The organism is Actinoallomurus liliacearum (assembly GCF_039542035.1).
In the GTDB taxonomy this organism is placed as follows: Bacteria; Actinomycetota; Actinomycetes; order Streptosporangiales; family Streptosporangiaceae; genus Actinoallomurus; species Actinoallomurus liliacearum.
Genome location: NZ_BAABHJ010000040.1, coordinates 511,801 through 524,682, shown reverse-complemented (window position 1 = coordinate 524,682; position 12,882 = coordinate 511,801). Strand labels below are relative to the sequence as shown.

Sequence of the window (12,882 nt, the reverse complement as noted above, 5' to 3'; positions counted from 1 at the left end):
CGAGTTGCTCCGGCAAATCTGCAGCACTTTGATGGTCAGCTACGGCAGGCGCGACAAGCCCAACTGACCGAGCATGCTGCCGCAACCTCCATGAGCCGGACTCTTTTCGGGTCCTGACCCGGTGGCTCCCAGCGTGGCTCCCATGGCCAAAGGCAAAGGCCCGTTCCTCGATCGGAACGGGCCTTCGACCTGGTGCGCAGCCGGAGGGATTCGAACCCCAACCTTCTGATCCGTAGCCGACGGTGGCGCATGGCGGATGCGCCGCGACCGTGGGGGGACGACGTCCGGTGGCTGGGATCGTGTGCTGGTGGTTGTCGTCGTTGTCGTCACCGCTGCCGTCAGGCGGCCGCAGCGGCGTGCAACGCGGTTCGAAGATCCGTGGACGTCTGCGTCTGCGCAGGTGAGCAGGCGTATCTCGAAACGCCGGCGGACCTTGGCGTACGTCAACGACTGTTATTTGATCTCGACCACAAATGAGACCAGTTCTGGGACCACCCGCGTCTGGCAGAGACCGCCTGGGGCGTACTCATTCCCTTTTAGATGGCCGCGGACCCGTCCGGGAGTCTGCAGCACCGCTGTTCATTGCTCGCGCCCCTTGTGGGTCTTCGTGGCTTTGCCGGACGGGGTCGTGCAGGGTGCCTCACCGGTCGCGCCGCAGCGCGGGCACGCGGCGGGCGCCGTGGCCGATTCCGCGGCCGGCTCGGCGGCCGGCTCGGCGGCCGATTCCGCAGCCGGCTCGATGACCGATTCCACAGCCGGCTCGGTGACCGGCTCGACGGCCGATTCCGCAGCCGGCTCGATGACCGATTCCGCAGCCGGCTCGATGACCGATTCCGCAGCCGGCTCGATGACCGATTCCGCAGCCGGCTCGGCGGCCGGCTCGATGACCGATTCCGCAGCCGGCTCGGCGGCCGGCTCGATGACCGGTTCCGCGGCCGACTCGGTGGCCGGTTCGGGCTCCGGCGCCTCGTGGGCCGTGGACACCGCGAGCTTCTTGTCATCGCGGTTCTGCTTGTGCCCTGCGCGGTCGCGCTGTGCCGGGGCGGGGTCGGCCGCTCCGCCGAGCGGGTCGTCGGTCGAGCGGGGGTCGCGTCCCTTTTTCTCTCGGATGTACGTCTTGACGCGGTCGATGATCTTCACGGTCGGGGGGCTCCTTAGCGTCGGGTACCGGGCCGCGCGGGCAGGCTGGACACGGTCTCTCGGATCGCGTCGGTGCGTTCGGCGTCGACCTGGTCGCGCTCCTTGAAGGTCATCAGATCGTAGGGCAGTCCGCAGCTGTACTCACCCATGAGGACCTGTCACAGACTTCCGCTGGCCTGCTGCGGGATGACTGAACCGTCCAACTCGGTCCACGGCTGTCCAGGGCCGAGTTAGCGAACCCGTTGGCAAAAGCCCCCTTGCAAGATCGCAAGGGGCCTTTGACCTGGGCGCAGCCGGAGGGATTCGAACCCCCAACCCTCTGATCCGTAGGTACCCAAACGATCTTCATGGTCGTTCAGGTCGGTTCGTACGCTGGGCACCTGCTGCTCCATCTGTCCAGAGTCGTACGACCGACATCAAGATCGTTCGCTCCGGTGGCTCCCACCGTGGCTCCCGGGAAGCCAGCCAACCCTTCGCAACCCGGCCCATGCGCTCGTGATCAGCTACCCGCATCCTCGTTCCGAAGCCAGAGACGGGCCGCCTACGATGAGCACGGTAACCGGCGGCTGCGACGGCCTGGAGGTAGCCACAGATGTTCGAGCAGGGGTGGTTCTGGGGCGTCCTCATACTCGCGCTGCTGACCTGGTTCGTTCTACCAGTCGTCGTCGCCGTCATCCGTGGAGTCGATGGCTTGCCGCAGTTCATCTTCTTGCATCTACTAGCCATCCCCACCGTCCTCGGCCCCGCCATCACGCTTGTAACAGCGTTCGCGCTTCCCGGTCGTCGAAGTCGAGAGCGACTCACTGCGCGGTCGCCGTACCCTGTACGACCGCCGTTTGCTCCTGGTCCGGGCTGGCCTTTCCCGCCGCCTCCGGGATACAGCGGCATCAACTCACATAGCGCGCCCCGCTGGGTCATCCCCTCTGCCGTCGTCCCACCCGTCGGGGAAGCGGGCCATGCCCCTGGGGTGAAGGTGGAGCGCCCTGCCGGACGAACGACCTTCGCCCCAGGGGCATGGTCTGCTTGGCTTCGCCTGGGGCGTCGGCGGAGGGGATGACCCGGCTTCCACCTCAACCACTGACAACCTTGCGACCGGACTCGGCCGAGGCCATCCCCGAGCCTGAGTGCCCCTGCCGGAGGCGAGTCTTTAGAGGTGGATGACGTCTTCGCGGCAGTCTTGGTCAGTGGCAATGCCGTAGCGGACGATCGCGTATGCCGGCCTGAAGCCGGAGCCTCGTAGTGTGGGTTCCATTGCTGTGAAGAGGTCGCCTCCGTGTGGGCCGTAGGCGTAGAGCACGGCTTCGCCGCCGCCGAACTCGTTGCCGTCCAGATCCCCCGCGCTTGCCCTCTCGATGGCGGCTGCCAGGCGCTTTTCAAGCGCGCGGGTAGTGGCACGCTCGTCCTCGGAGCCGTAGCCGTCATCGCTGAGTTTGAGGTGGACGATGACTGCGTGTTCCTCGGCCATGCGCTTCTCTCCCCTGATCGTTGGCGCGCGGGACTGACGATACTTTCCGTGCCGACAGGGCCGTAGGCATCGCGCCGTTGGCCGCCCGATCGGCGCGGTCGGAGGGATCGGTGCCCACGCCGCACGCCCGTAGGGCGTGCCGGAGCGGGCGGCCAACGGCGGCGCGGAGCGCCGCCGCCTTGTCGTCTCCGAACTCAAGACGGCGAAGTCCCGGCGGACACTCGTGCTCACGCCCACAAGCGGGCTGCCGCGACCCCATGAGCCGGGCTCTTTTCGGGTCCTGACCCGGTGGCTCCCAGCATGGCTCCCATGGCCAAGGACAAAGGCCCGTTCCTTGATCGGAACGGGCCTTTGATCTGGTGCGCAGCCGGAGGGATTCGAACCCCCAACCTTCTGATCCGTAGTCAGATGCTCTATCCGTTGAGCTACGGCTGCTGGCTTGCAAGAGTGTACGGGACTTGACCTCGGCGCGCGAATCGAATCCCAGGGGCCGGGTTGACGGCGGCCTGGCCGGAGCGTACGCGCCGGAGGCCGCCGTCGCTCGATCCCGCGGTGTCCGCGCCGTGAGCCGGGTCCGGCGGGTGTCAGGAGCCGCAGTTGCCGCGGATGGGCTGCTGCGTTCCGGTGTCGACGTCCACGTCGGGGATGTAGCCGCCGTCGATCTTGTCCCAGAGGGTGCTCTGGTGGCCGGTGGGTCCCGCGACCATGCCGCCTTCGACGGTGCAGTAGATCCGGACTCTCGTTCCCCGGACCAGTCGGGCGGTCACGGGGGTGGTGAGCCACTGTCCCTCGTGGACCAGGGCCACGGTGTACCCCGCCGGCACCATGATCGTCCCGATGGCGGGTGACGGGGTGTCGGCCACCGGAGACGAGACGGGGGACGTCGGCGATGACGCCGGAGATGACTCCGGTGACGACGGGGACGACGGAGACGAGGCGGACGGCGGAGACGACGGTCCGGAGACGAGAACGGGCGCCGGCACTTGGGCGGGCGCGGAGCCGGATCCCGAACCCGAGCCCGAGCCCGAGGTGAAGGTCGCGACCAGGCCGATGACCGCGACGATGACGGATCCGATGCCGCCGGTGAGCCAGTACGACAGGTAGGGATGCCTTCTGTGGTCGCGAGGCGGTGGCGGCTCGGTTCGCGTGTTCCCCGTGGACTGCACCATACGACATTCCTCTTTTCGGAAACCCACCCGAGAGAGATCGTTTGATCTCACCCCCATTGATGTCGAGGGTAGGTTCGCGGCAGAAAGCAGGGCTATCCCAGATTTATGGGATGGCTGACTACAATGCGACCGTGGCAAAAGGGCGCTCGGATCGAGCATTAGCTGATTCGGTCCGGCGATTTCAGTTGAAGCTTCGGTCCGATATCGGGGCCGTCGAAATCATCGATCACGCCGTCGGGGCGCTGGCGGAGGTCATGCCGGCGGACGTGTGGTGCGGGGTGCTGCTCGACCCGTCGACGATGCTGGACACCGGCGGCGAGCACACCCATGGCTTCCCGCCGGAGTACATGGGTCGTCTCTTCCAGATCGAGCACGTCGAGCAGGACGACGTCGACAACGTTCGCGCGCTCGCCCAGCGGGCCGCCCGGGTCAGCGTGCTGAGCGAGTCCACCCACCATGACCTGGGGACCAGCAAGTACTACCGGGAGATCCTCGAACCGCTGGGGCTCGCGGACGAGCTACGGGTGATGCTCCGGGACGGCGATCGGGTCTGGGGGCTGCTGGTCCTGTGCCGTGGTGCGGGCAGCCGGCCGTTCGACGCGGGTGACGTGGCGCTGGCGGAGGCTCTCAGCCGGCCCGCCTCGGACGCGCTGCGGCGTTCGCTGCTCCTGTCGGGCCTCGACCGGGGGGACCTGCCCGACGCTCCCGGGCTGATCATGCTCGATGCCGACCTGCGGATCCGGTCGCTCTCGGACACCGCCCGGCACTGGGTCGGCCGGCTCCAGGAGAGCGGGTCGGTCGACGACGGCGAATGCCCCTACGCCGTGCAGGCGCTGGCCACGCGCGCCCGTACGGCGACGCCCGGCACGCCGGTGCGCTCCCGTGCCCCCATCGGCTCGGGCCGCTGGCTGACGTTGCACGCCTGGACGGTCGACCAGGGCGGCGAGCCCGCGACCGCCATTTCCATCGCGCCCGCGGAGGCGAGAGACCTCACGGCCATCGTTCTCGACGTCTACGGATTGTCCACCCGGGAACGCCAGATAACCCAGCATGTGCTCCGGGGCAGTTCGACCAATGAGATCGCGCGGCGCCTGCACCTTTCTCCGTACACGGTGCAGGATCATCTGAAGTCGGTTTTCGACAAGGCCGGTGTGCGCAGCCGCCGGGAGCTCACCGCGAATCTGTTCTTCCGCCATTACTTCCCGCAGCTCGCGGATCCGCCGCTGTCGACGGACGGCAGGCTCATCAACGGCGTGGACCACTGACGGAATTCAGCCGGCGGCCGACCTTGGCGACAGCGGGTACGGCACTCGGCCGTCCGCTCCGGTGCGCGCCGTCAGTTCTCGTACTCGTCCTGTAGCTCGCGTTCGAGCTCCTGTTCCGCAGGCTTGGGCAGGTACGTACGGGCCTGGAGGTCCTCGCTCGGCGAGTGGCAGCCGGCGATGGGCGCGGAGTGGTACTTCGTCATCTGGGCGCGGACGCCGTCGAAGCCGGCGCGGTACGCGTTGTACAGCGCCGGGCTGTCGATCCGCAGGAGCGTCTCGTCGTTCTCGCGGAGCGCGCTGTAGCTGAAGTTGTGGCTGCCGGCCAGGATGATCTTCTTGTCCTTCTGCCCGTAGTACACGCCTTCGATCAGAAGGTACTTGTCGTGGGTGAAGGCGCCCTGGGTCTTCTGCTTGCCGTTCGGGTCGAGGACGGGCCGGCCCTTGTCGTCGCGGACCGGGTAGGTGAACTTGGAGCAGCGCAGCACCGGGCCGTGGTACTTCCCGGCCTTCGCGGTGAGGATGTTCTCGGCGGTCCGGCTCATCGCCGAGTAGATCAGCTCGACGTAACAGCCCTTGGCGTCCAGGTCGAAGAGCTTGTGCGCCACGTCCGCGCGGTTCAGCTCGAACATGTTGACCCGGACGATCGTCCGGTGGTCCGAGGTGCCGACCTTCTTGTTGCCGGTGCACTTGACGTTCTTGAGGATCTGGTACACGTCGTCGGTGGCCGCCTCCCACGGGGTGGCGCCCCGGCGGGGATAGAAGAAGGTCTTGACGGCGCCGGCGTTGTACGTCCGGTAGTAGTTCGCGTTCTTGCGCATCGCCGCGAGGTCGTTGAAGTAGCGCTGGTAGGCGCCGTACAGCGCGCTGTTGCCGGGGAAGGTGACGGCCTCGTTGAAGTTGGTGAGGCGGGTGTTCGGGCTGATGTTGCCCGAGCCCTGCACCACGACGTTCTTCGTGCCGAGGGTGTCGGAGAACAGATAGAACTTGTTGTGGTTCTTCGGGGAGCCCTTGGTGCCGATGCAGGCGCCGTCGGGGCTGCAGACGCGCAGGAACGACCGTGCGGTGATCTTGGTGCCGAGCGCCTTCTCCAGCTTCACGACGCCGGCGTTGCGGACGCGGACCTGCCCGGGCTGCAGCGGTGTGTCCCGGGGCGGCTCCCAGGTGTTGCGTTCGTCGACGACGACCTTGACGCCGACGTTCCGCGCGCGGTGCGCGTTGATCAGGGCGTCGACGAGGGCGCCGTCGCGCAGGAAGTAGATCGCCAGTTGGACGGTCGAGCCGCGGGCCGCCCCGTTGACCAGCTGGATCAACCGGTTTTCGACGGCGTCCTGCTGGGCGCGGGTCCCGGACGGGGTACTGAAGACGACGCCGGTCGGGACGGCGGTCGCGCGGGGCGACGGCGTCGTCGCGGCAGCGGCTCCGCCCGTGCCGGTCAGTACGCCGAATGCCGCCAGGACGGCCCAGACCCGTCGGAGTGATCTCCTCATCGAACCCCCTGTCGTACGGTGCCGCCGCGTACGGGGCGCGCTCGTCGATCAGCCACCACGCAGGGGGATTGTGGCATGTGACACGGTTTTCCCGAAATGTGAGGAACGTTCGAGTCCGCCGTACCGCACAATGGATCGAGGCCACGGCTTTTGCGGTAATTCGGGTGATCTTGTGACCTATCCTTGACACTGGTGTAAACAGAGCCGCGCCGTCCGATACCTGGAGCACGTGCATGGCAAGGTGGTCAGCGTTCGCCCCCACCGCCGACAGACGCCTGGTCAAGGCGCTGCACGAGGGGGACGAAGAGGCCCTGGCGACGCTGTACGACGTTTACGCCGAGCGGCTGTACGACTACTGTGCGGCGCTCCTCGGTGACCTCAAGGCCGCCGAGGACGTCGTGCACGACACCTTCATCGACGCGTCGCGCCGCGCCCCGCGGCTGCGGGAACGCGAGCGGCTCCGCGCCTGGCTGTACGCCGCGGCGCGGCGGCGTTGCCTCCTCCGCAAGCGGCCCGCCGCCATGGCGGACGACGAGGCGTTCGCCCGGCTGGACTTCTTCTACCGGGAGATCCTTTTCCTCGTTCACCGGCACGATCTGACCGGCGAGGACCTGGCCGCGACCCTCGGGGTCACGACGCTACGGGCCCAGCGGCGGCTGCACCGGGCCGACCAGCTGTCTCCCGACGCCGAGACGATCGTGGCGGCGGTCCCGGTGCCCGAACCGCCTCCCGCGCTCCGCCATCGGGTGCTGCACGCCGGGACCGACCCGGAACTCGCCGGGTACCGGACGGAGATCGCCGCGCGCGGCGGCGCCCTGACCGCCGAGGGGATGCCCCGGCAGCCCGACGCGCCGTCCCGGCTGGCGCGGCGCTGGGCGTTCGCCAGCGGTGGATCGGTGGCGGCGCTGGCGACCGCCGTCGCCGTGATGATGTTCATCGGCCCGAACGTGCCGGTTCCGGACCTGCAATGGCCCGGCGGGGGTAAGCCGCACTCGAAGACGCCGACCTCCCGGACGGCGTCTCCCTCCGATGGGCCGATCCTGACCCGGCCCCCGGTCTCCTCGCCCTCCCGTGGCCAGGCGCCGCCCAACACCGGTCCGCAGCTCATCCCGTCGACCCGTCCGACGAAACCGGCACCGCCTCCGAAGTCGCCGAAGCCGCCCAAGGGCGTCCTCGAGGTGGCGCCCCTCGCGGTTCACATCCAGTCCTCGAGCAAGACCGGCGAGGTCGATCTCACCGCCAAGGACGGCAGCGTCGACTGGACCGCGGCCAGCGCCGATCCGAGCATCGTCCTGTCCAACGCGAGCGGCGCGATCGCGGCCGGCGAGCACGCCACGCTCCAGGTCATCCTGGACCGGAAGGGCATCGTCCTGCCCGGCCAGACCACGGTGACGGTGACCGACGGCGGAGGCCGTTCCACCGCGGTCACCGTCTCCTGGGACTTCTCGCTTCTCTGATCACGGAGGTGCCGTGCCGCCGTCGTCAGCCCCGGCCGCCCGGCAGGGCGACGAGGTTCGCGCCGTGGATCGCGCCGCCGGCCTCGCCGACCGCCCGCAGCACCGGCTGGACGATCTCCACCTCGGCCGCGCGCCGCTGCACGAAGCCGTGGTAGAGCACGCCCTTGGCGTTCACCCGGACCGGCTCGAAGTCGCACGGGTCGAGGCAGCAGAAGCCGGTACGGACGACGTCCTGGAACAGCGTCTGCGACACGATCAGTGCGACGTCCCGGTGCTGCTGGTCGGCGAGCAGGCGGCGCAGCGGCTTGGCGTTGAGCAGCCGGCTGACGACGATGGGGGCGTCACCCGCCGGGCCGAACGGCCCCGGGGTGAGAGTGCCGTGGTGCAGCGCGACGCGCAGCCGCAGCCGCCCGCCGCCGCCGCCGCGCTCCCGGTTGAACTCGCCGAGGATGGCCTCGAGCCGGCGGGTGAAGTCACCGACGACGAGGGAGACGTCGACGTCTTCGGGAAGCACCGCGAGCTCGCCGTCGCCGCTGACCTGTTCGTACCAGAGGCTACGGTCGAGGCCGACGTCCTGCGCGGCCAGGCTGAGGATGTTGCGCAGATCGGTCTGGGCCCGAAGCTGGCCGCGCGCGTCGCGCGTGCTGTATTTCTCGACATCGACCGCCAGGACAAGGCGGTAGGTAAGGCGAACGTCAGCATAAACGTCCTTGAGCGGCATGGACACCTCCAAAGCAAACCGGGCTACGCGCCCCCATTCGCTCCACTTGCGGAGAGAGTGTGCCTCTCGGAGGATGACCAGCGCCTCTCTTTTTCGGTACCTTCCCCACGTCCTTCCGGTGACCGCTGAATCCAGCGAACCTTAGACGCGGGAACGGCGACGAAAGATCCTGCGGGTAAGACAACCCTTACCTCAGAGGTAGTGGATCTGTCGGATCACGCAGGCCGCCTGAGCCGTTCGACCAGTTCAGCGAGTCGTAACCGGCGACGGGGAGGGGCCAGGGGGCTCGGCGGGAGAGACCCATGGCGGTCGGTGCGGCGAACGGCGTTACGCATAAGTCCAGTTTTTGCGGTCTTTAGGGCGATTATTCGTGACCCTACCGCGCGGCACCGACACTCTCGTGCTGGCGGACTTCTCGCCCGCCGCCTCATCGCGCTCCGGGCGCCATTCCGCCGGCCCCGCGATTCCGGTCCGAAACGTCGCGCCCGTCGGAGAACCACGGAGACCGGCGGGACGGCGGCCGGTTCCCTCAGGCCGATGGCGGCCCGGGCGTCGGGTGGCAGGGGATCTCCGCCGTCCGGCGAGGACCGCCCTGGACCACCCGCCCCGCCGCGGGCGCGCGTACGACCGTGTCACGATTCATCTGACTACTTGAGGTGACATTAGGGTAACTAGCTGTCGTGACCGACATAACGGAGGAGGGACGCCGCGACGGCCGGCTCCTCGTCATCGGCGGCGCGGAGAACCGCACCTGCGGTACCGGGCCGCTGAAGGAGTTCGTCTCCCTCGCCGGGGCGGATGAATCCCGCATCGTGGTAGTCACCACGGCGACCGAGAAACCCGAACAGGTCGCGGCCGAGTACGCCGACGTGTTCCATCGGCTCGGCGTCGCATCCGTCACCGAACTCCGGCTGCCGCACCGCGCCGTCGCCGACAGCCAGGCGTCGCTCGACGTACTGCGGGGGGCCACCGGCGTGCTGTTCAGCGGCGGTGACCAGTCACGGATCCGCAGCCTCGTGGGTTCGAAGGCCAACGCCCTGCTGCGGCAGCGTCTCACGGCCGACGGGCTCGTCATCGCCGGGACCAGCGCGGGCGCCACCGCGATGGGCCGCTGGATGATCCTCGGCGGGGACGGTCACGAGGTGGCCGCCTCCACGGTCCGGATCGGACCCGGACTCGGCCTGCTCGACGACGTGCTCATCGACATGCACTTCGCCGAACGGGGCCGGCTGCCCCGGCTCCTCAGCGGAATCGCGCTCGACACCCTGCGGCTGGGCGTCGGCATCGACGAGGACACCGCGATCATGGTCCGCAAGGGCCGCTTCGAGGTGATCGGCAGCGGGGTCGTGACCGTCGTGGACGCCGACCAGGCCACCGTCGGGTACGCCGAGTGCGACGACGACCCGATGGCCCTCTTCGACGTCCGTCTCCATCTCCTTCCGGCCGGCTGCTGGTTCGACATGGAACAGCGCAAACCGTGGTTCGGCCCCGTACCCGCAGCAGAGGAGTGACCATGCACCTCGAGCATCTGCGCCGGCTGAACGGTCCCAACGTCTACATCGCGCAGCCGGTGGTGATCGCCCGGCTCGATTTAGGAGAGCTGACCGGCCGAGAAACGACGGACTTCCCCGGCTTCGCCGAGCGGCTGGTGTCCGCGCTCCCCGGTCTGGCCGAGCACCACTGCTCCGCCGGCCGGCCCGGCGGGCTGCTGACCGCGATGGCCCGCGGCACGTACTTCGGGCACGTCACCGAGCACGTCACGCTGGAGCTGTCCGCGCTGATCGGCCGGGACGTCTGCTTCGGCCGTACGGTGTGGGCCGGGATACCGGGACGCTACGACCTCATCCTCGAACGCCCGGCGGACGAACCCGCGGAGACGCCGCTCGTCGGCGACCTCATCGACCTCGCCATCCGTACGGTGACCGGCCTGCTGAAGGACGGGGACATCGCGTTCGACGCCGAGCTCGCCGCCCTGGCCGCGACGCACGAGCGGACGAGCCTGGGCGTCAGCACCGCCGCCCTCGCCGCGGCGGCCCGGCGGCGGGGCATCCCCGTACGCCGGGTCGACGACCTGAACCTGCTGCAGCTCGGATACGGGCGGCACCGGCGCACGGTCTGGGCGGCGATGACGGACCGGACCTCGGCGATCGGCGTCGAGGCCGCCGGCGACAAGATGCTCACCAAGCGGCTCCTGGAGAGCGCCGGGCTGCCGGTGCCGGAGGGCACCGTCGTGACGACCGTCGAGGAGGCGATCGCCGCGTACAAGGAGATCGGCGCGCCCGTCGTGGTCAAGCCGCTCGCCGGCCACCAGGGGGAGAACGTCTGGATCGAGCTGACGGACCCCGACGAGGTCGCCGCCGCCTTCCACGCGGCCTCCGCCGACGGAGGCGAGGCGCTCATCGAGATCTACGTTCCCGGCCGGGACCACCGGGTGCTCGTCGTCGGCGACCGCGTGGTCGCCGCCGCCGAGCTCAGCCCCGCGCGGGTGACCGGGGACGGCCGGTCCACCGTCGCGGACCTCGTCGCCGTCGCGAACACCGACCCGGCACGCGGCGAGGGCCACGACCGGCCGCTCACCCGCCTGACGCTCGGCGAGACCGAGCTGGCGCACCTGGCGCGGCAGGGCCTGGCCCCGGACTCGGTGCCGCACGCCGGCCAGGTCGTGACGCTGCGCCGCAACGCCAACCTGTCGACCGGCGGGACCAGCAAGGACGTCACCGACCGCGTCCACCCCGACGTCGTACGGCTCTGCCGCCGCGTCGCGGCGACCGTCGGCCTCGACATCTGCGGCATCGACCTGCGCCTGCCGGACATCACCGCGCCGCTCCCGGCGGACGCCGGCGCCTCCGGCGTCATCGAGGTGAACGCGTCGCCCGGCCTGCGCATGCACCTGGCGCCGTACGAGGGACGGCCCCGCGACGTCGCCGCGGAGATCATCGACCGGCTCTATCCGCCCGGCACCTCCGGGCGGGTGCCGATCGTGGCCGTCACCGGCACCAACGGCAAGACCACGACGGTACGGATGATCGCGCACCTGCTGGCGCAGGACGGCCGGCGCGTCGGGATGACCACCACCGACGGCGTGTACGTCGGCGAGGAGCTCGTCTACCGGGCGGACGCGTCGGGCCCGCTCTCCGCGGCCATGGTGCTCGCGGACCGCACCGTGGACGCCGCGGTGCTGGAGACCGCGCGCGGCGGCATCGTACGGCGCGGGCTGGGCTACGACCGCGCCGACGTCGCCGTCCTCACCAACGTCACCGACGACCACCTCGGCGTCGACGACATCGCCACCGTCGACGACCTCGTCGAGATCAAGGCACTGGTCGCCGAGGAGATCCGGCACGGCGGCCGGCTCGTGCTGAACGCCGACGACCCGCGCACGGCCGCGCTCGCCGACCGTCCCCGCGTACGGGACCGCGAGCCCAGCGTCCGCTACTTCGCCATGTCCGCGGCCGCGCCGCGCGTCGAGCGGCACCTGCGGACGGGCGGGATCGCGTACTTCGTCGAGGACGGCATGCTCACCGAGGCGAGCGGCGCCGGCCGGTCGGAGATCCTGCCGGCCGCGGACGTCGCCGGGTCGTTCGGCGGGCTCGCCCGGCACGTCGTCGGCAACGCGCTCGCGGCCGCCGCGGCGGCGCGCGCCCTCGGCATGCCCGTCGACCTGGTCGCGCGGGGACTACGGACGTTCGAACCGCACGACCTGAACCCGGGCCGCGGCTGCGCCTTCCAGGTCGAGGACCGCCCGATCGTCGTCGACTACGCGCACAACCCGGCGGCCGTGGCCGCCGTCGGCGAGCTCATGCGGCGGGTCTGGCGGCGGGACTGCGTCGCCGCCGTCACGCTGCCCGGCGACCGCTGCGACGAACTGGTCATCGACACCGCCCGTGCGGTCGCCCGCTCCTTCGGCCGCGTGGTGGTGTACGAGGACGAGGACCTGCGCGGCAGGCGGCCCGGCGAGATGGCCGAGCTGATCAGGCGGGGACTCGTCGACGCCCGCCCCGACGTCCACGTGCACCCGGCGGGCGACCTGAAGGACGCGGTCGGCATCGCGCTCGGCGTCTCCGCGCCGGGCGAGCCGATCCTGCTGCTGTACGAAAAGCTGCAGCCGGTCATGGACCTGCTCGACGCGCTCGGCGCGGCCTCGCTCCCGGGTGCGCTGTGACCGGAGAGCCGTCCCG

The 12,882-nt window shown here is 69.8% G+C and carries 11 protein-coding genes and 1 tRNA gene; 5 read left to right on the top strand and 7 right to left on the bottom strand.

What is annotated here, in order from left to right:
- Positions 1-579 precede the first annotated feature (579 nt).
- From ABD978_RS41140 to ABD978_RS41120, 5 genes are all read right to left on the bottom strand, one after another.
- Positions 580-1,140 (bottom strand): hypothetical protein, encoded by a 561-nt coding sequence (locus ABD978_RS41140; protein ID WP_345366696.1) that lies wholly within the window; start codon positions 1,138-1,140, stop codon positions 580-582.
- A gap of 14 nt (positions 1,141-1,154) precedes the next feature.
- On the bottom strand, positions 1,155-1,289 hold the full coding sequence (locus tag ABD978_RS41135) for a hypothetical protein (protein WP_345366694.1): 135 nt from the start codon (positions 1,287-1,289) through the stop codon (positions 1,155-1,157).
- A 998-nt stretch (positions 1,290-2,287) separates the two neighbouring features.
- Positions 2,288-2,605, bottom strand: a complete 318-nt coding sequence (locus ABD978_RS41130; RefSeq protein WP_345366692.1) for a hypothetical protein — start codon at positions 2,603-2,605, stop codon at positions 2,288-2,290.
- A 362-nt stretch (positions 2,606-2,967) separates the two neighbouring features.
- A tRNA-Arg gene (locus ABD978_RS41125) sits at positions 2,968-3,040 on the bottom strand.
- Positions 3,041-3,189: 149 nt separating this feature from the next.
- Complete coding sequence (locus tag ABD978_RS41120) at positions 3,190-3,432, bottom strand: hypothetical protein (protein ID WP_345366690.1); 243 nt, start codon at positions 3,430-3,432, stop codon at positions 3,190-3,192.
- A gap of 10 nt (positions 3,433-3,442) precedes the next feature.
- Here ABD978_RS41120 and ABD978_RS41115 point away from each other — a divergent pair, with 10 nt between their 5' ends.
- Both ABD978_RS41115 and ABD978_RS41110 read left to right on the top strand, forming a co-directional pair.
- A complete protein-coding gene (locus ABD978_RS41115) occupies positions 3,443-3,709 on the top strand; it encodes a hypothetical protein (RefSeq protein WP_345366688.1) in 267 nt (88 codons plus the stop codon).
- A gap of 175 nt (positions 3,710-3,884) precedes the next feature.
- Complete coding sequence (locus ABD978_RS41110; RefSeq protein WP_345366686.1) at positions 3,885-5,039, top strand: LuxR C-terminal-related transcriptional regulator; 1,155 nt, start codon at positions 3,885-3,887, stop codon at positions 5,037-5,039.
- A 71-nt stretch (positions 5,040-5,110) separates the two neighbouring features.
- On the opposite strand, the gene ABD978_RS41105 is transcribed toward ABD978_RS41110, so the two are convergent.
- Positions 5,111-6,526: a phospholipase D-like domain-containing protein gene (locus tag ABD978_RS41105; protein WP_345366684.1), complete on the bottom strand. Its 1,416-nt coding sequence runs from the start codon at positions 6,524-6,526 to the stop codon at positions 5,111-5,113.
- A gap of 233 nt (positions 6,527-6,759) precedes the next feature.
- Here ABD978_RS41105 and ABD978_RS41100 point away from each other — a divergent pair, with 233 nt between their 5' ends.
- A complete protein-coding gene (locus ABD978_RS41100) occupies positions 6,760-7,983 on the top strand; it encodes a sigma factor (RefSeq protein WP_345366682.1) in 1,224 nt (407 codons plus the stop codon).
- A 25-nt stretch (positions 7,984-8,008) separates the two neighbouring features.
- Here the strand turns inward: ABD978_RS41100 and ABD978_RS41095 are convergent, their stop codons facing one another.
- Positions 8,009-8,704 (bottom strand): hypothetical protein, encoded by a 696-nt coding sequence (locus ABD978_RS41095; RefSeq protein ID WP_345366680.1) that lies wholly within the window; start codon positions 8,702-8,704, stop codon positions 8,009-8,011.
- Between the two features lie 680 nt (positions 8,705-9,384).
- Between ABD978_RS41095 and ABD978_RS41090 the strand changes: the two genes are divergently transcribed.
- Both ABD978_RS41090 and cphA read left to right on the top strand, forming a co-directional pair.
- Positions 9,385-10,215, top strand: coding sequence for a cyanophycinase (locus ABD978_RS41090; RefSeq protein ID WP_345366678.1), 831 nt, complete (start codon positions 9,385-9,387; stop codon positions 10,213-10,215).
- A 2-nt stretch (positions 10,216-10,217) separates the two neighbouring features.
- Positions 10,218-12,866 (top strand): cyanophycin synthetase, encoded by a 2,649-nt coding sequence (cphA, locus tag ABD978_RS41085; RefSeq protein WP_345366676.1) that lies wholly within the window; start codon positions 10,218-10,220, stop codon positions 12,864-12,866.
- Positions 12,867-12,882: the final 16 nt, after the last annotated feature.

Excerpts from the sequence above, each read along its gene's own strand:
- ABD978_RS41105 (WP_345366684.1), bottom strand. The coding sequence starts at position 6,526 with ATGAGGAGATCACTCCGACGGGTCTGGGCCGTCCTGGCGGCATTCGGC.
- ABD978_RS41130 (WP_345366692.1), bottom strand. The coding sequence starts at position 2,605 with ATGGCCGAGGAACACGCAGTCATCGTCCACCTCAAACTCAGCGATGAC.
- ABD978_RS41110 (WP_345366686.1), top strand. The coding sequence starts at position 3,885 with ATGGCTGACTACAATGCGACCGTGGCAAAAGGGCGCTCGGATCGAGCA.
- cphA (WP_345366676.1), top strand. The coding sequence starts at position 10,218 with ATGCACCTCGAGCATCTGCGCCGGCTGAACGGTCCCAACGTCTACATC.
- ABD978_RS41135 (WP_345366694.1), bottom strand. The coding sequence starts at position 1,289 with ATGGGTGAGTACAGCTGCGGACTGCCCTACGATCTGATGACCTTCAAG.
- ABD978_RS41095 (WP_345366680.1), bottom strand. The coding sequence starts at position 8,704 with ATGCCGCTCAAGGACGTTTATGCTGACGTTCGCCTTACCTACCGCCTT.
- ABD978_RS41120 (WP_345366690.1), bottom strand. The coding sequence starts at position 3,432 with ATGGTGCCGGCGGGGTACACCGTGGCCCTGGTCCACGAGGGACAGTGG.
- ABD978_RS41100 (WP_345366682.1), top strand. The coding sequence starts at position 6,760 with ATGGCAAGGTGGTCAGCGTTCGCCCCCACCGCCGACAGACGCCTGGTC.
- ABD978_RS41115 (WP_345366688.1), top strand. The coding sequence starts at position 3,443 with ATGGCGGGTGACGGGGTGTCGGCCACCGGAGACGAGACGGGGGACGTC.